Source organism: Rubritalea spongiae, assembly GCF_042652385.1.
In the GTDB taxonomy this organism is placed as follows: Bacteria; Verrucomicrobiota; Verrucomicrobiia; order Verrucomicrobiales; family Akkermansiaceae; genus Rubritalea; species Rubritalea spongiae.
The window spans coordinates 858,482-876,645 of the sequence record NZ_JBHSJM010000001.1 but is presented as its reverse complement, the minus strand read 5'-3'; the positions used below and the strand labels follow the sequence as shown (position 1 = coordinate 876,645).

Annotated in this window: 14 protein-coding genes; 4 read left to right on the top strand and 10 right to left on the bottom strand. The window is 46.8% G+C overall.

Translation table 11 applies throughout. The features are described from left to right. Nucleotide 1: 1 nt before the first annotated feature. The 9 genes from ACFPK9_RS04145 to ACFPK9_RS04105 form a co-directional block, all read right to left on the bottom strand. Nucleotides 2-1,099, bottom strand: coding sequence for a BtaA family protein (locus ACFPK9_RS04145; protein WP_377093434.1), 1,098 nt, complete (start codon nt 1,097-1,099; stop codon nt 2-4). Beyond that, nucleotides 1,089-3,599, bottom strand: coding sequence for a PEP/pyruvate-binding domain-containing protein (locus ACFPK9_RS04140; protein WP_377093433.1), 2,511 nt, complete (start codon nt 3,597-3,599; stop codon nt 1,089-1,091). Before ACFPK9_RS04140 ends, ACFPK9_RS04145 begins: the two co-directional genes overlap by 11 nt. Then, the gene (locus ACFPK9_RS04135; protein WP_377093432.1) at nt 3,596-4,480 is read right to left on the bottom strand and encodes a UbiA family prenyltransferase; all 885 of its coding nucleotides are present in this window, start codon (nt 4,478-4,480) and stop codon (nt 3,596-3,598) included. The genes ACFPK9_RS04140 and ACFPK9_RS04135 overlap by 4 nt, the downstream gene beginning before the upstream one ends. A gap of 73 nt (nt 4,481-4,553) precedes the next feature. Further along, nucleotides 4,554-5,810, bottom strand: a complete 1,257-nt coding sequence (locus tag ACFPK9_RS04130) for a hydroxymethylglutaryl-CoA reductase (RefSeq protein WP_377093430.1) — start codon at nt 5,808-5,810, stop codon at nt 4,554-4,556. A 111-nt stretch (nt 5,811-5,921) separates the two neighbouring features. Continuing rightward, a complete protein-coding gene (locus ACFPK9_RS04125) occupies nt 5,922-7,697 on the bottom strand; it encodes an arylsulfatase (RefSeq protein ID WP_377093429.1) in 1,776 nt (591 codons plus the stop codon). A gap of 143 nt (nt 7,698-7,840) precedes the next feature. Beyond that, the gene (locus tag ACFPK9_RS04120) at nt 7,841-8,296 is read right to left on the bottom strand and encodes a RidA family protein (protein ID WP_377093427.1); all 456 of its coding nucleotides are present in this window, start codon (nt 8,294-8,296) and stop codon (nt 7,841-7,843) included. A 25-nt stretch (nt 8,297-8,321) separates the two neighbouring features. Beyond that, nucleotides 8,322-9,935, bottom strand: a complete 1,614-nt coding sequence (locus ACFPK9_RS04115; RefSeq protein WP_377093425.1) for a CTP synthase — start codon at nt 9,933-9,935, stop codon at nt 8,322-8,324. Between the two features lie 26 nt (nt 9,936-9,961). Further along, nucleotides 9,962-10,714, bottom strand: a complete 753-nt coding sequence (kdsB, locus tag ACFPK9_RS04110) for a 3-deoxy-manno-octulosonate cytidylyltransferase (RefSeq protein ID WP_377093423.1) — start codon at nt 10,712-10,714, stop codon at nt 9,962-9,964. A gap of 116 nt (nt 10,715-10,830) precedes the next feature. Then, nucleotides 10,831-11,073, bottom strand: a complete 243-nt coding sequence (locus tag ACFPK9_RS04105) for a hypothetical protein (protein ID WP_377093421.1) — start codon at nt 11,071-11,073, stop codon at nt 10,831-10,833. Nucleotides 11,074-11,157: 84 nt separating this feature from the next. Between ACFPK9_RS04105 and ACFPK9_RS04100 the strand changes: the two genes are divergently transcribed. The 4 genes from ACFPK9_RS04100 (at nt 11,158) to ACFPK9_RS04085 (ending at nt 16,495) form a co-directional block, all read left to right on the top strand. Beyond that, nucleotides 11,158-12,753 carry a sodium:solute symporter family transporter gene (locus ACFPK9_RS04100; RefSeq protein ID WP_377093419.1) on the top strand — a complete coding sequence of 532 codons (1,596 nt, stop codon included), beginning with the start codon at nt 11,158-11,160 and terminating at the stop codon, nt 12,751-12,753. Between the two features lie 420 nt (nt 12,754-13,173). Further along, nucleotides 13,174-14,598 carry a chromosomal replication initiator protein DnaA gene (gene dnaA, locus ACFPK9_RS04095; RefSeq protein WP_377093417.1) on the top strand — a complete coding sequence of 475 codons (1,425 nt, stop codon included), beginning with the start codon at nt 13,174-13,176 and terminating at the stop codon, nt 14,596-14,598. 253 nt (nt 14,599-14,851) lie between these two features. Beyond that, the gene (dnaN, locus tag ACFPK9_RS04090) at nt 14,852-15,949 is read left to right on the top strand and encodes a DNA polymerase III subunit beta (protein ID WP_377093415.1); all 1,098 of its coding nucleotides are present in this window, start codon (nt 14,852-14,854) and stop codon (nt 15,947-15,949) included. An 81-nt stretch (nt 15,950-16,030) separates the two neighbouring features. Then, complete coding sequence (locus ACFPK9_RS04085) at nt 16,031-16,495, top strand: SixA phosphatase family protein (RefSeq protein WP_377093413.1); 465 nt, start codon at nt 16,031-16,033, stop codon at nt 16,493-16,495. Here the strand turns inward: ACFPK9_RS04085 and ACFPK9_RS04080 are convergent. After that, a complete protein-coding gene (locus ACFPK9_RS04080; RefSeq protein WP_377093412.1) occupies nt 16,492-18,156 on the bottom strand; it encodes a transglycosylase domain-containing protein in 1,665 nt (554 codons plus the stop codon). The genes ACFPK9_RS04085 and ACFPK9_RS04080 overlap by 4 nt on opposite strands. Nucleotides 18,157-18,164 lie beyond the last annotated feature (8 nt).

Below are 18,164 nucleotides of genomic sequence, written 5' to 3'. Positions count from 1 at the left end.
GTTAGCTTGTCACTTTTTCTACGATAAACTTGGAGTAGAAGAATGCTTTGTCTTTCAGGTGGAGATCGATTGAAAGATCAGTCAGCGGTGTGATTGAATTAGCTAGACTTGCAGGTCGAGACCTTGGTGCGAGCATGTTCCAGTATGCAAGACGCGCCCCTAGATTACTCTTCTTTATAATTTGTTCAAGAAGCGCCTCTGTGTTTTCAAGAGACATGTATTCAAATATGTCACTGAGGTTATATGCGTCATATTTATCAGTACTTTCATCAAGCACGGCTTCGAGTGGTTTTTCTAGGATTGTGACTCGTTCTATATTGCTGGAGATAGCGTCAAAATTTTCAGCTCTTAATGCCATCGGGAGAGCATTTCCGTAACGGCCTAGCAGGATCCAGTTTAAGTAGGGGTTGGAGTTTGGCTCAAGCTCGATCAAGGCATGCATTGTTCGACTGAGTATTTTGTCGGCGACAGAGCCCTCGACATATTTAAAGAACTCAGGGTCACGACCTAGCTTACCCATTGTGAAGCGTGAAAAAAAGCATTTGAAGAGCAGACGCCATCTCCATGTGTTCCAACTTTTCTCATAAAACACCTCACGTTCAGAGTGACTACGCGCAGACAGAAGGTCTTTAACTTTTTTCTCGCCATGTACAAGTGGGAGGACTTTTTCTCTGAAGAGTTTGAAATAGTTTTCAAATTTACCGATGCGTCCGAATCCTTCCGATATGTGTTGGCTATAATGCTGCCAATAGTTTTGAGCAGCGTCAGGTAACAAAGGTTTGCAGCGCTCATACAAAGCTATTCTTTCATGTGGCTTTCCAGTTTCACCTAGCAAGGTGAGGAACTCAGAATGATTAAGTTCTTTGTATGCTGCGATTCTAAGCTGAATGCATGCAATTTGGGCTGGATTCATTTCAGCTATAGTGACTGATGAGGCTCCTGCAGCTAGTAGGGAAAATGAATTGTCACCTGCGGATCCAATGCTGAGACAGTCACGTCCTTTTGGCTCAAGAGCCGTCACTAAGATGTCGGCATCTTCCCAGCAATTGGCATAACGAATTTTATTAAAGTTAGCTCGATGTTGAATTTCAGATTTCATCGGTAATTGTTCTTACTATTCCTGTGCTACCGTCCATTTCGACGAGATCCCCAGTTTTGAGTTTTTTCGTGACTTCAGGTATCGAGACAACACAAGGGAGTTGAAGCTCTCTGGCAACAATGGCTGAGTGAGATAGTAGTGACCCACGTTCTACTAACAGCCCACTAGCTGCGGGGAATAAAACTACCCAGCCTGGGTCGGTTTGTTGAGCGACTAGAATTTCACCCTCTTGGAGGGTTGCGTTTCTAGGGTCATGAATCACTCGCACACGCCCCTTGATAACGCCTGGACAAGCTCCTGTGCCATTTAGGTCGTTACTAGTGCCAGTGCTAGGAACTGTGGGGACGGTCTGTACTAGAGGTGTGTTGGCATTTAAATTCCCCTTTGTCTGAAAGCGGTCAGGCGGAGTAGTGAAGTTCTTGGCCTCATGCTTTCTTTTTTCTACGAGCTTTTTGAGGTTGTGGTTATTTTCCGTGTCTTGAGCCGCTTTGAGAGATTCTAACAAAGTTAAATGGAATATATCATCAGGAGAATCTATCCAGCCTTTGGAGGAAAAATGCCGACCCATGGCAACAATGATTTTACGGACTCTGCCGAATAGACGCGTGCGTTCAAATCTGAGGTTTTCTCTATTGCAGACAAGTTGCCGCGTATATTTAAGTACCCAATTGAAGACTTTTCTCTTGAGACCTTTGAGGGGGACTTCAGGCGGAGAGATCGATGCGGTTGGTTTGTATGCTCCACTGCGTATTCTATTAGCCATTCCTGCAATACTCGAAACCAGAGAAGTTGGATCATCAGACACACTGGGAGATTCAAGTTTGAGCTCCTCCAAGCAACGGTCTCCAAACTTTTCTAGATATTCTAAATACTTATTTTTTAGAATTGGGTCTTGAGTGAGTTGATTGACTTTATCTTGAGTGTTCAGATCACTAGAATTGAGTAGCGCACAGAGCTCGTCATCTGCGGCTACTTGCTTTGCCATCTCAGTGATTCGACGTGGAGGTTCTGCGCTGATAATGTCTCCCGCATCGATCAAAAACTTGTTTCTGATAGACTCGTTTCCTAACCATTTTTTACAGAGTGATCCCAAAACTCCATAAAAGATCATTGCGAAGAAATCGTTGATGAGAGGGGCATCCCATTTCTTAAGGAGTTGGGATTCTAGTTCTTGGTAGTGGTTTGAAAGAGCCGGGAGGTTCATTTTTGAAATCTCATTTCTCTTGAGATCTAAAGCAGAATGAAGGCGTTGATAGAAATTGTCTATTTGTTGATTGAGACTATTAAAATTTCGAAACAAACCGATACATGTCCCGAGCAAGGCAAACGTGTCAGAAGCTTTTGAAACTCGAGTTTGTTCTAGAATATCATTCACTATGTCATCAGGCATAGGTTCTTTCACTCCCATCATCTGCTCCATAAAATCACGATTGAGAGAGAAGCCAGGAAATAGAGCGAGAACATGGTACCAGCTATTTAAATTATAAAAAACATGTCCGTGTATATGACCCAACATGTTTTTGAAAATAGCGTCACTTGCTAAAATCTTAGTTTCAGGCACGGACAATACTCTACAGAATTCACGATAGACATTTTCGTAGGCCCTTTCAGCAAAGGAGAAAGTCATAGTAGAGGTAAGGCCTGAGTAGCTTTCCGCAATATTGCTGTTATCCCATATAGTGGTCGGATCAGAACTCAAACAGCTGTGTTTGAGGTTAGTAATGGGTCGGCTCTGTAATAAATAGAGAGTTCCGTTTTCGTATGCCCATTCGATATCTTGCGGTGAGCCAAAATGGTCAGCGCAACATTTTGCTAGATCTCTGACTTCTAGACGTTGATGTTCTGTTAAGCTTGGTGCTAAGACTCGTTCTTCAGGCGTAGGTATTGACTGTACCCCCTCTAAGGAATGCTTGCAGTGGACATGTTGAGTGTCTTTACGTGCAATTTTCTCTTCAATGAGATTGCCTTGAGTATCGATTGTCCATGAATCCGCGTCCGCTTCACCTGATACGAGAGCACTTCCAGTACCCCATACGGAGGCAATGACTGTGTGGTCGAGGTACCCAGTCACAGGGTTAGCACTAAAGGCCACACCGCTTACTTCTGGTGTTAGCATTCGCTGAATGATTACACTGGGAGTTGTTGGCTCAGTGTGCTCTGTATTTTCGGTGTAGGAAGCTACACGTGTACTTGCTGCGCTTTTTTCGACGTCATGAATTCGATCAACTAACTGACCTTCGGTGACATAGAGGTAAGATTCGAATAAACCAGCAAAGGAGTGGTCTGCACCATCTTCATGCGTTGCAGATGAGCGGACAGCGAATAGTTCGGTATCGAGAGCTTGAGCCTCTTCTTTGATAGATCCAACTGAAGAGCTTTTTGAGTCTGCGATGACAAACCATTCTGGAATATTTAGTCCAGTTTCAGCTAATTTCGAAAGGGCGAGAGCTTTACCACCCAATAGATGTTGATGCTCTTTTGTATTTGGGAAAATGATCATTGTACGAAAAAGGGAATGACTCCGAGAATGAGGTAAAGGCACATAGTCCAAATCCCAGAGAGTGTTTCAAAAGTCTTTTGTGTGGTGCGACTCGAACGCACGGTTAGAACTAAAGCGATTATTATTAAGGGAGTGAGTACACAGATAACTTGAGTGGACCATCGGATGTAGTGAGCGGCAGCTGTTGCAAAAAGTCCTGTAGTACAGAGGCAGCCAAACCAGATCCAAGCTGCTTTTGATAGTCCCCAAAGCTTGCTGTATGTGGGAACGCCTTCTTCCTCGCAATCTGGCAGTCTCAATTTCCGGCCAATTTCTATTACGATTCCGTTAAAGAAACTAGCAATAAGGAACAAAGAGAGCGCCGCAAGAGGCTTTTCACCCATAGGCATCCATTGGCATGCTGTAGCGTAGAGGTCTACTAGTGGCATGATAAGCATATGCGTCCAGAGGTAGGTTATTGGGCGCGATTTTAGCCAGTCTCGGACAAAGAACTCTGCACTCATTAAGGCGAGATAGGCCCAGGCAATGAGAAGAATGACTACCAAGGTGGGGAAAAAGTAGAGTGCCAGCAGTAGCTGAATCCCTGCGCTCAGTACAAAAACGATGCCTAGTTCTTTCAGGCTAACAAGGCCGCGTGGAACAGGTCGATAGGGTCTATATTGTGCGTCTTCCTTGGCATCTTTAAATTCATCTGCGATTCGTAGTTGGAGGAAAAAAAATAAACAGGTGACGAAAGCAATACAGATGGAAAATAGTTCAACAGGTGTGTTCGTAATTAATGCTGAATAACAAACCGCACAGGCACTAAAAGCTAAGACGAGAGGGCCGTGTTGGAAGATTGGAAAGCGCTCTTTTTGGTAGATCCACCATTTCATAGACATGGGTATAACCTACACCTTCGCATTCTCATAATGGATATAAATTAAACAATCATCAATTAAATCGATGTTTTTTTTATCGTGCTAACTTGTGATGAGCCCGAGTGAATGTATTCGTAGCAAGGGCGGCAATGATGGAGAGCTCTCCAGCAAGTAGGAGAGAGGCGCAAACTTCGGCGAGAGCTTCAGCATTGCCTGAGCCGTATAGCCCCATTAACTCTAGAGCGGCTTTTTGGCTTGGTAGGCCGGTGCCGCCCCCCACGGTTCCAACCATAATACTAGGGATTGTAACTGCAGCATACAAATTTCCTGTTTTGGTGATTTCAAATCGAGTGACTCCCATAGCTGATTCGGCTACGCAAGCCGCATCTTGGCCAGTGGCGATGTAAAGAGCTGCTAGGCCATTTGCAAAGTGCCCTTGAACACCCATTGTTCCACTGAGCACTCCACCAATCGCAGAAACTCGCCAATAGTCTACGAGCTGAGTAGGGGTGGCGTTGAGGTATTTTTTGATTAAGGGTGCTGGTATTTCTACTTCTGCTGAGACTTTTTTACCTCGAACAGAGGTGTATGACTGAGCGCTAGCCTTCTTGTCTCCTGATAGATTTCCTTCCACATAGATTTGTTCAATTGTTCCGGGGTAGTTCTCAGCAATGTAATCACATATGTGCTGGGTGCATATAGTGACCATATTTTGTCCAGAGGCATCACCCGTAGTGAATTCGAAATCAAGATAGACGTGATTCCCTTCAAGTGTAGTTCCGACATCTACTAGTTTGCCGTGTTGAGTTGTAGAAGCGGTGATTTGTTGGAAATTCTCAAAGTGCTCCATAGCCCACGCTACAAAGCGTCCAGAGCCCCGCATAGATTCAAATACAAATGCAGGAGACCGGTTGAGGGCTTGATAGAGGAGCATGGCGGAAGTTCCACCAGCTGCTGTTATGAGGCTAGCGCCTCTATGATAACTAGCGACCAGCGCTGCTTCGCTAGTGGCTAGAGGAATAGGGTAGTCACCCTGGGCAAAGAGGCCATTAACCCTTAGAGGTCCTGCAACACCTAGCGGGATCTTAGTAGTTCCTATGAAGTTCTCAATGTTTCCCTGAAATGTTTCAACTTTCGATTGGCTCCATGTGTCATAGATCTCTTCCGAGGGAGTTTTATCGAGTGATCGCCACATGCGATGCGTACGGGCATCTGTAATTTTTGTGTTAGGGAGGTAGGGGACGTGTGGTGAAGTGGTGTCAGGTGTGAGTTTCTCTGCGAGCTCATCAATTGAATACTGGCTGAATAGGTCATCTAGATGGCGGCTTGTGAGCGAACGTTTACCTGGCATATTAAGAAAACTAGAGAGTGGCTAACTTAGGTCAAGCTACATGCTGTTAGGTTAGAAATAAAAAGAGGGCCCAGCGGTAATGCTGAGCCCTTTTTGAGTGAAAGTATTTATTTACTTAGTAAAAGTGCAGTAGGGTACTCCTACTTGCTTGCCGTCAGCTAGAATGAAGTAAGCGGAGATCTTTTGTTTCCCTTTAGCGAGTTCGGCTTCGAGGGAGACTGAGACGTCTTTTGTGGTGACTGGCTTTCTGCCGATTTCTTTGCCGTCGACTTCAATGACTACTTCCTTGATATCGAGAGCTTGGCCAGGGTAGGCACAATATGGTTTGCCAACTCCTGGGCGGTCAGGTTGTGCAGGGAGTGAGGAGGTGATTGGTGCCTTTGCCTGTGGATCCCAACGGAAGCAGGCGAGATTGTATTTACCTGGAGTTTCAACTTCCACTGCCCAGAAACCTTCGAAGTCTTTAGTCACAAATTTCTTGAGACCACGGATGTGAGATTGGTTCCAAGGTGGGAGATTTTTCTGAATCCAATCGTGACCGTTGAGTGTGACGACTTTGGCTTTGTCGCTACCGAGAATGAACTCAGCAGTTTCTGCATAGGTTGGCTCGAGTTCGTTCCACCACTCATCGTAGTAGCTACGCAGAAGTTCTAATTTTTCAGGATGCTTCTTCGCGAGGTTGTTTTGCTGAGCTGGGTCTTCTACGATGTTGTAGAGTTCTTCGCCGTTCACGAGACGCCAGTCTTGGATCATGACTGAGCTTTTTCTCCATTTGATAGGATCAACAACACGTTGAGAGTCGGTGATCACATAGCGGTTTTTCCAGCCATCAGTTTTACCTTCGAGAAGTGAAGTAATGCTTACACCGTCGAATTCGACAGAACTATCTTTTTCAACTCCACACAGTTCAAGGAGTGTCGGAGCAAGGTCTACGACGTGGGTGAGAGTCTTGATCTCACGCTTTGAAGTCATACCTTTTGCTGGGTAGTGGAGCATGAAAGGAACACGGTGGCCTCCGTCATACGGGCTGTCTTTTTTGCCCTGCATTCCTGCATTGTAAGCTTCTGATCCATGAGCTGAACCATTGTCTGTCATGTAGATGAAGATGGTGTTTTCGTAGATGCCGAGCTCCTTGAGGAACTTGCGGGTCTCGCCGACATTGTCATCGATGTTGGTGATCATGCCGTAGAAGGCTGCGAGGTCATCTGGCTGATCTTTGTACTGGTCGAGGTATTCTTGTGGAGCCAGGAGTGGAAGGTGAGGAGCATTACTTGCAATATAAGCAAAGAATGGCTTTTTCTCTTCGACACATTGCTTGATGAATTTGTGGCTTTCGTCAAAGAAGACGTCGGTACAGAAACCATCGACCTTAGTGAGCTTGCCGTTGTGGCGGTAGTGGCCAGTGAAGTAGTCGTTGTTCCATGCATCTGGAGTTTGGCCAACGCCGCCAGCACCGTGGTAGAATGTGTAGCTGAAACCTTTGTCTTCCGGGCGGAATGGGTAGGAATCGCCCAAGTGCCATTTACCGAAAATGCCAGTTTCGTAGCCAGCCTTATTGAGCATGGACGCGAGTGTGACTTCGTTTTTGCGGAGAAGTGAACGGCCGTTGATGGTGTGCCAAACACCTGTGCGGTTCGCCCAGTGGCCAGTCATGAGAGCGGCACGTGTTGGGGAACATGTAGGGAAGACGTGGAAGTCTTGGAGGTTCACGGACTCGCTAGAGAGCTGATCGATGTTTGGAGTTTTAACGTATGGGTTGCCATGACAGGCAAGGTCACCGTAGCCTTGATCGTCTGTCATTACTAGGACGATGTTCGGTTTTTCAGCAGCTGTAGCTACGGTCGCGCTGAGCAGGCCGAAGAACAGATTTAGAATGGTTTTTTTCATATTATTTGGATCGTATAATGTGCTGACTCAGTATTTAGAGTGCAGGGCTTCTATCGTATTTCATCTGAGAATACAAGAGGCTAGAAGGTGTTCACCTTGCTAGCCTCTGAGTTGAGAAAGTTAGGAAATGTTAGTGGAGACTATTAGTCCTCGATTTCTACCACCATATTGATTTCAACGGAGACGTTGAGCGGAAGGGCAGCTACACCGCAAGCGGTGCGGGAGTGCATTCCTTTCTCTCCAAAAATTTCAACGAGAAGGTCAGAGCAACCGTTGATGACTGCCGGATGTCCGTAGAAGTCGAGGTCGGAGTTGACGAAGCCGTTGACGGTGACGATTTGTTTTACTTTATCGAGCGAGCCAATGGCGTCTTTGACCACTGCCAGACGGTTGAGAGTGACGAGACGAGCTGCTTCTTGAGCAGTTTCGATGGTAGTCTCTGTTGGGACCTTACCTTGGTACTTTTCTTCTACTGGTGGGATGCCGCCAGCAAGAAAGAGGAGGTTGCCACTGCGAGTGTAATTGAGGTAGGAGCCAGCTGGGGCTGGTACTTCAGGAAGGGTGTAGCCAAGTTCGGCGATGCGTTCTTCGATTTTCATGGTCAGAAGGTTCAGTGATGATGACTTATTTGTTCTTTTGAAGAGCTGCTGCTACAAAGCCTGCAAAGAGTGGATGCGGCTTGTTAGGCTTGGATTGGAACTCTGGGTGGAACTGAGCACCGATGTAGAATGGGTGTTTTGGTACTTCGACGATTTCAACGAGCCCTTGGTCAGCAGAAACTGAGCTGATTTTTAAGCCGGCTTTTTCGATTTGCTCGCGGTAAGCTGGGTTAAACTCGTAACGGTGACGGTGACGTTCGGTGATGAGTTCGTCTTGGTAAAGTTCGTACGCTTTGGTGTCTTTATAGACGATGGAATCTGATGACCCGAGACGCATACTTGCACCCATGGTGACGACACCTTCTTGTTCTTCCTGAAGGGAAATGACAGGGTGTGGTGTGTTTTTATCGAACTCTGTGGAAGTTGCTCCTTCGAGTTCGCAGACATTACGAGCGAATTCGATGGTAGCGATTTGCATACCGAGACAGATACCAAAGTATGGTACTCCATTTTCACGTGCAAATTGTGCGGCGCGGATTTTCCCCTCGGTTCCGCGGTCGCCAAAGCCACCGGGGATGAGGATGCCGTCGACATCTTTAAGTTGTGTTGCTGGGCCTTCTTCTTCGATTTCTTCAGCATCGACACGTACAACGTTGACGCGAGTGTCGTGGGCAGCACCAGCGTGTACGAGGGATTCGTAAATGGATTTATAGGCGTCCTGAAGTTCGATGTATTTACCTACTACAGCGATGGTGACTTCGTGAGTCGGGTTGATCACTCGGTCGACGAAAATGCGCCATTTTTCGAGGTCTGGTGTTTCGGACTCGAGGCCTAAGCGGTCGCTAACAAGGCGGTCTAACTTGTCACGACGAAGATCGAGTGGGCACTCATAGATGGTGTGGTTCACATCGCGGAATGCCACCACATTTTTCGCCTCGACGTTACAGAACATGGCGATTTTTGCGCGATTGTCTTCGTCGAGATCGTGTTCGGTGCGGCAGACAATGATGTCTGGGACGATTCCGATTTCGCGGAGTTTTGCTACGGATTGCTGAGTAGGCTTTGTTTTTATTTCACCGGCAGCTGCAATGTATGGCAGGAGAGTGACGTGGATGAAGCAGACGTTGTCGCGGCCGACTTCTAGGGAGAATTGGCGGAGAGCTTCGAGGAAGAGGTGACCTTCGATGTCGCCAGTGGTTCCACCGATTTCAGTGATGATGACATCGGCGTCGCTTTTAAGAGTCACTTCGCGGATGCGGTCCTTGATGATATCTGTGCAATGTGGGATAAACTGCACTGTTTTTCCGAGGTACTTTCCAGCGCGCTCGTTTTTGATGACATTTTCAAATACCTGACCAGAAGTGATGTTGTTGAGGCTAGAGCATTCGCAGTTTGTGAATCGCTCGTAGTGACCGAGGTCGAGATCAGTCTCAGCACCATCTGCTAGAACATAGACTTCTCCATGTTGGTATGGTGACATGGTGCCGGGATCGACATTGAGGTAAGGGTCGAATTTCTGAATAAGAACATCGAGTCCGCGGTGTTCGAGGAGAGTACCAAGAGACGCAGCTGCGAGCCCTTTGCCGAGTGAGGAAACAACGCCACCGGTGACGAAGATGTATTTAGTAGGATGTGCCATTGTGACAGGATATGTGTGAGTAGTTGTTAAAGAGTTGAGGAGAGGAGGCGTTCGAGCTCCTCTGCTTGTTCGAGGGTGTCGACGCCGCCAGAGGTGTCATCCGTGATAATCACTTTGATACGAGCGTTATTTTCGAGAGCTCGGAGTTGTTCTAACGATTCCGCGACTTCGAGGGGAGTGGGTTCCCATTGAATAAATTGTTGGAGGAAATCTTTGCGGTAGGCGTAGATACCCTTGTGGCGATAGCAAGTGAGGTTTGGACTTTCGCTGCGTTGGAATGGGAGTGGGGAACGCGAAAAGTAAAGGGCTTCCCCGTTGCGCTTGAGAACGCATTTTACGACGTTCGGGTCCTGCATCAGTATGTCGTCATCGATTGCGTTGGCTGCGGTGGCCATTTCTAATTGATCATCGGCGACGAGTGTCGCTGCGAGTTCGTCGATGAGAGCAGGTTCGATGAGAGGTTCATCGCCTTGGATATTGATGAGATGGGTAGCTTCTGGAACCGCTTGGGCTGCCTCGGCAATGCGATCAGTGCCGGTGGAGTGATCGGATGAGGTCATGGTGACTTGGGCGCCGAATGAACGACATGCGTCAGCAATGCGTTCGTCATCAGTAGCGACGATGATGCTATCCAGGTTTGAGCACTCTTGGCAGCGTTCCCAGACGTGTTGCACAAGCGGTTTTCCCGCAATGAGATGCAATGGTTTTCCCGGGAAGCGGGTAGAGGCCCAACGCGCTGGAATGATCCCTAAAACGTAATGGTTAGAATGGGTGTCCACAGTATGAGCTGCGGCAGATTATGTCTGCAGGATGGGGCAGGCAAGGTTCTTTTGTTACGAAATCGTGAATGAAAATTTAGGGAGGAAAAAATGGGAGGTGGAGTTGAACGAGGGGATTAATAAAGTTGTTCAGATTTTAGGAAATCGAGAGCTTTTGAGAGACTTTGCTGTTGAAGGAAGTGGTGGAGCTGAGCTGGGATGTTGCCTCTGTGTTGTTGATGCCACGAGGTGATCTGTTCACTGACTGATTGCAACTGGTGGAGCTGTTCTGATGGATTGGTCTCGCGCAATTCTTGATTGGCAATGACGTCGAGTCGGGTTTGGAGGAGCTCAGCGAGTTTGGAGAAATCTGGATTCATAGAGAGGAGAGATGTGGGGTAATATTTAAGTAAGGTAAAGTAATTCGTATCGACTTTGTAGGACGAATTGTTAGCTTGCGAGTTATGAATGAAATTGCGGATAATTTCACTAGGGTCGACTGGGTTGTGGTATTTGGATATATGCTTTTGACGACATGGATCGGGCATATGATGCGTGGGCAGCAGGCTACGATCAAAGACTTTTTCTTGGGAGGAAAGTCTTTGCCTTGGATGGCGGTGAGCGGGTCGATTATTGCGACTGAGATATCGGCGCTGACGTTTATTGGCGTTCCTGGGATGGTGTATGCGCTCCAGGGGGACTGGACGTATTTGCAGTGGGGGATCGGTTCGATCGTTGCTAGGATCATTGTTGGGTATTATTTGGTGCCCATTTATTATGAGCGGGAAATTTTTAGTCCTTATGATTTCATGGGGCACCGGCTTGGCGAGGGAGTGAAGAAGCTGGTGACAGTTTTGTTCTCGTTAGGTTCCATTCTGGGGCAAAGTGTACGGGTGTTAGTGACTGCTATTATTCTGAAGACTGTGACTGGCTTAGACATGACGACGTGCATCCTCATCATTGGAGCGTTTGCGGTCGGCTGGACCTTAATGGGGGGGATGCGGACGGTGATCTGGACGGATGTCATGCAGTTTGGAGTTTTCATTATAGGAGGAGTGATCTCGTTTCTATGGCTGTGGTCAGCTGTGGGATGGGGGAATGTGATCGATATAAACCGCTCGGTGTTTGTGGAGGGTGTGGCGATCGATAAGATGCGAGTGTTAGATTTTGCGACTGATCCAGCAGTGAGTTTTACTTTCTGGGTCGCGATCATTGCGATGCCGTTTCAAAATGTGGCTGCCTTTGGGACTGACCAATTGAATGCTCAGAGGATTTTTTGTTGTGGTTCGGCTGGGGATGCGAAGAAGGCTATTGTGTGGAGTAGTGTGTCGCAGCTGATTACACTGTTAATGTTGGCTGTGGGTTCTGGGTTGTTTGCGTGGTACACGGTGAATGAACCAACGGCAGCTGAGTCTGCTTTGTTCTTGGAGGATGCGAGTAATGTGTTCCCTGTGTGGATTGTGTCCGAACTGCCAACTGGCTTAAAAGGGCTGATTGTAGCGGGAGCATTTGCGGCTGCAGTGTCTAGTTTGGATTCGATTCTAGCGGCTCTCTCGCAGACTTCACTGTCGGCATTTTATGGTCAAAAGTATATGGAGGATCATGGCCACGACCGGCGTATGGTGACTAAGTCCCGTGGAATCGTCTTTGTATGGGCCATCTTGCTGTCTGGAATGTCCATCATGCTAAGTTGGAATTATTATTCTGATGAGGGTGACCGCAGTTTGATAGGCTTGGCATTTAGAATGGTGAGCTACACCTATGGTCCAGTTTTAGCTATTTTATTGTTAGCTCTCTTTTCGAAGAAGGTTCCATGGTCGTTTCAGGGGATTCTACTTGGTACGATTCTCTCTGTGGCTCTGAGCGCATATATGCAGGATGACATTTACAATTTATTCGGCGCTCTAGGTTTTGATGAGCTAGCAACGATTAAGGAGAATAGACCAAAATGGAGTTTTGCGTGGTTTTATCCTATCACGACTATTTTGACTTTCGGGACTGCTTGTTTGGTCGGCTGGATACTGCCAAGAGAGGATGCGTATGATATGCGTAACGAGTAGCTGTTAGGTTAGCAGAATAAACTGATTCATTGTTAAAGGGTAGTGTGACAATACTGCCCTTTTTTTGAAAAAATAGATAGTGATGTTGTCTGTTTTTATACAAAATTTATTCTGTTAGGATGTGTTCAAAACCTCTCTATCTCTTGATCTATGGGGGATTGGTAGTGATTTCAACGACTTGTGAACAGCTGTTAAAAAATACTTTGGAGAAGTTTACTATCGGTAGCGTCAAGCCTCTAAAAAAAAATAGCCGTGGAACCCTTGTGGAAACTCTAAAAACTTTTTTCAGGCCCTGATAAATTTTAAAAAAGTTTCCAAGAAAGCTCCAAAGGTCTGTAGAACTCTCGCCACTCGCTCCACAAGGACGGTGTGAGAGCGAAAAAGCCAGGATCAATAACTACAAGAGCGGAAGCTACACAAATGCACGAACTATCAGCCCAAGTAACCCATCATGATGCATCAGGATCAGCAAATTATTCAGGAGATGAAAAGATCTGGAACGCAGTTTCAAGCCACCTCCAAGATTTACTAAGTGCCGACGCGTACCAGCGTTGGTTTGATGGCGCTGAGTGTGCCGAGATTTCTCAGAACGAAATTAGCATCGCTGTACCGAGCGATATTCACCAAGTCTGGATTGAGACAAACTTTATGCCAGAGCTTCAGGCGGCAGTTTCTAAAGTATTAGATGCTTCAGTCGTCGCCAAGGTGATGGTAGCAGGATCAGAGGAGTTCACTGAGGTGAATGACTCTGCTGAAGACTCCTCAGAAACTAGAGCTGTACTCCCAGCTGCTGAGCAGATGAGCTTAGATAAGAAACTGAAGAACGTGGGGCTAAATCCATTATTTAACTTTAAGCGTTTCGTGGTCGGACAGAACAGTGAGTTTGCGCATGCAGCATGTACGGCTGTGGCGTCAGGTTCAGGAGTTTCCTATAACCCCTTGTTCATTCATGGCGGCTCAGGACTGGGTAAGACACATTTGATGCAAGCGGTGGGCAACCGTATGATCGCTGACAATCCAGAGGCGAAGGTAGTTTATCTAACGAGTGAGAAGTTCACCAATGAATTTATTAATTCGGTTAAGAAGGGGGATCTCGATAAGTTCCGCCGCAAGTACCGTAAGGCTGACGTGTTGCTAATAGATGACATTCAGTTCCTTGCTGGGAAAGAACGTTCACAAGAGGAGTTCTTCCATACATTTAATACACTGCTAGATCTTCAGAGTCAGATTGTACTTACGAGTGATCGCCCGGCCTGTGAGATTAAGAAGTTTGAGCCGCGTTTGATTTCTCGTTTCGAAAGTGGTTTGACTGTGGAGATGCAATCACCGCGGATGGAGACACGAGTGGCGATTCTTCAGAAGAAGATGGAAGATTGGGACGTGAAACTCTCAGATGAGGTGATTCGCTTTTTGGCAGAACGTATCCGTAGTAACGTGCGTCGTCTCGAAGGTGCACTTGTTCGCTTGGCGACCTATGCGTCACTGGGTGGGTCTTCAATCACTGTTGAACGAGCTGAAACTCTACTGCGAGATATCCTCCGCGAAGAAGGAGCCAAGCAAGTGAGCATCGACGCGATTCAGAAAATTGTTTCTGAGCATTTCGATGTCCGTCTCGCTGATATGAGTAGCCGACGTCGCCCTGCCAACATTGCTTTTGCTAGACAAGTAGCGATGTATCTTAGCCGTAAGATGACTCAGTCGTCACTGATGGAGATTGGCGATGCCTTTGGTGGTCGTGACCATGGAACTGTGATTCACGCAGTGAAAAAAGTGGAAAGCCGTATGGGCAAAGAGTCGATGGTAAGAGATACTGTCGATTTGTTAGACGCCATGCTTCAGCGCTAAGATCATCTTTAAGAAAGTATCTGATAGATTAGGCTCCCGGAAATGGGGGCCTTTTTTATTGTTAGCAACTCAAAGTTAAAATGGCTGCAACGAGGCATACCATATATTGTGCCTTTGTGTACAAAAGTAGCCATATAGAGCAAAAGTGGTAGCTGGCCCTAAAGAAGGCTTGCGTTTGTGGGGGGAAAGTTCAATTTAATCCCGAACATCACCGCTTCTGGTAACAGAAATTACTAACAACGGCCTTATTCTTATGAAGTTTACCATCTCCAAGCAATCCTTTCTCGATGCACTGCAACAGGTGCAGCATGTAGTAAGTAACCGCACCACACTTCCGATCCTATCTAACGTGCTTATTGAAGCAGTTGGCAGCGAGCTGAAACTTACCACTACTGATCTCGATGTTGGGGTGAGTGGTTCGGTGATGGCCGATGTGGAAAAAGAGGGAGCGACGACTCTTCCAGCGAAACGTTTAGTGAGTATTATCCGTGAGCTTCCAGCTGAGAATGTGGAAATTTCCGTCGATAGTAAAAATTATGCGAGCATAAAGTCTGGTCCATCCTTCTTCAAAATAATTGGTCTTGGTGAAGATGAGTTTCCGCCACTTCCCAAATTTGAAGATGCTAAGGAATACAAGATGTCGCAAGAGCTGCTGTTAGACTCATTGAAGAAGACTTCTTATGCTATTTCTACTGATGAAACTCGCTATGTGCTCAATGGTATTTTCACATCCTTTAAAGAAGGGAAAGTGACTTTGGTTGCGACTGATGGCCGCCGTCTAGCAATGGTTGAAAATGATCTCGAGTTTCCTGCGAGTAATGAAGCTGATGTCATTATTCCATCAAAGGCTGTACAAGAGCTACAGCGTCTCCTCACAGATAAGGGCGATGTGATTATTCGTCTTAGCGATAGTCAAGTTGCTTTTGAAATCAACGGTAGCTTGCTCGTTTCTAAATTGATTGAAGGTAACTATCCGAACTACCGTCAGGTGATTCCTAACAATACTTCTGAGCGCATTCAGGTAAGCCGTGAGGCATTCCTCGAAACAGTTCGCCGTGTGTCACTTCTCGCATCAGACAAGTCTAACTCGGTGAAGCTAGCCTTCGGAGCTAACAGCATTGATGTGATGGCTAACTCTCAAGATATTGGTGAAGCGAGTGAAAAAATTGATGTGACTTACGGTGGTGCTGAATTTGCAATTGCTTTCAATCCTGACTTCCTCATGGCGCCTCTGAAGAATCTGGACACTGATGAAATCTACCTCGACTTGATTGATGAAATGAGCCCAGGCGTGATTCGTATCGAAGGCTCTTTTCTCTATGTGATCATGCCTATGCGTGTGACGAACTAGAGCGTTTAAAAGAATTTTATGAATGCCGGCTGTGAAGTGTTCATGGTCGGCATTTTTTGTGTTTAATGTTATGTAGAGTGAATGAAACTTTATGTGATTCGGCACGCGCAAGCAGAGGATTTCGGAGATGTGAAATGGGGTGATACGCGACCTTTAACGGCGAAAGGCTGGAAGCAGGCTACAGCGATTGGTGATTATTTTAAGAAGAGTACGGGGAGACCTGAGTTAGTTCTAACAAGTCCTGTATTGCGCGCAGAGCAAACAGCTCAGCAACTGTGTGAAACTGGAGAGTTAGAAAGTCCGCACATAGTGGAGTGGTTGCGCTGTGGTATGCGTCCTGAACAGGCTGTGAGCGAACTTAAAGCATACGAGAGCTTTGAGCGCGTAGTGATAGTTGGGCACAATCCAGACCTTTATTTTCTGCTGCAGCATCTCTTAGTCGAGGGTGATGCACCGAGGCATGTCAAAAAGGCCAGTGTTACGGTATTAGAGAATCTAAAGTTAACGAATTCTCGAGCACAGTTAGAAGAAGTTTTGCACTTTTAGTTCACCCATGAATGCGTAATTTTGCGCATTTTTCTGATGAGCTCTGAGCTGTTAGGCACTGGTTCTGGCTGGTCATAGCCGAGCCAAAGTACAGCTGTTAGGTCACCAGATTTAGCCATTGACCAGAGTGCTCTGCCGCCGAAAGCAGTGGTGCTGTGGCTGGTGATACCTTGGAAATTGTTGAGGAGGTCGAGTGTTGCCTTTGCTGAGCCAGGTTGAATTGCAGGTTTTGGTGAGGGGGTGTTTTTAAAGATGCTTTCGCCTTGGCGGTTTTTGATTTCCTGAATGTAGTAGGTGTGTGGACGTTTCCCTTCGTTAGCGAGAGTGGCATAGGCTGTGGCGAGTTCAAGAGGGGTACAAGTGGCGCTGCCATAGAAAATTTCTTCGCTGTTAAATGGTCCTTTAAAGCCGAAGCGTTTGGCGATGCCAACCATGTCGTTTGGGTCGAGTTGTTTCCCAGTTTGAGCGGGTTGACCTTTGATGGGAGGTTTGGAGCGTTCGAGAGCAGCAGCGTAAATAAAGGGGGTAAAAGCGTTACCGAGGTCGATCTTGCTATCGAGCGCGCGATTAAAGGGGCTGTGTGTGTATGACTTTCCTCCAATAATGCAATGAATGGCGCCTGTCGCGTGGTTGAGAATGACACAAGCAACTTGAAGTTCTTGGTCACCATTTTCTGACAAAAGCTGGTCGATGTCTTGTTGAGCTGTTTCGATGGATTGTTGGCTCAGTGTTGTTTGGATAGTCAGTGCTCCTTCACGGACGTCTTTTTCAGCGAGAATTTCTTGGAGGTGTCGATCCAGGGCTTTCATAGCGTATGGATTACATCGCACTGTGTCGGCGCTTTCTGAGTCGGATTGATGGAGTGTAAGTGGTGTGTCTTCTATTTGCTTCGCTTCGGCTGGGCTGAGCCGGCCGATATCGACCATGCGATCGAGCACTTGATCACGTTGTTCCTGAGCCGCTGGTAGATTGCGGAGTGGTGAAAAAATGTGTGGACCGCGGATGATACCAACAAGTGTGGCAGATTCAGAGATATTGAGATCTTTCGTGGGTTTGGAAAAATATTTTTGTGAAGCCTGCTCGACCCCGTAACAGCCTGAACCGAAGTAAATGCGGTTCAAGTAGAAGGCCATGATTTGTTCTTTGTTGTAGTGTTGCTCAATTCGAAGAGTGAGAGCGATTTCTAATAATTTCCTATCGATTGATTTGGCTCGGATATCGTAGGTGTTACGTGCGAGCTGCATGCTCAAGGTTGAGGCTCCTTGGGTAAAGGACATGTCTTTGATATTCCTCAGAGTTGCTCGGATCAGCCCTTTAAAGTCGACACCACAGTGGGTTTGAAAATTCGTGTCTTCACGGGCAATAAGCGCGTCGATCAAGTGCGGGGGCAGGTCGTCTTGGGTGATGCAGTCTTGGAACTTTGCGTTAGTGAGCTGTAGTTGGAGCCCACTGGTATCTAGCAGCACGTTTTGCTGCTGTTGCTCGGCGACTTTGTCCAAATTGAACTGTTGGGCGCGGTAGCCGTAATAACCAGCGATGAGGAGAAAAATAATGAGGCCGAGAATGAAGAGGCGGATGGCAACGCGAACACATAGCTGCAGCCACTCGGGCATCCAACTCGTCATTGGTGATTTTGAATTCTGCTCGGATTTCCAGTTCATGGGGAGAG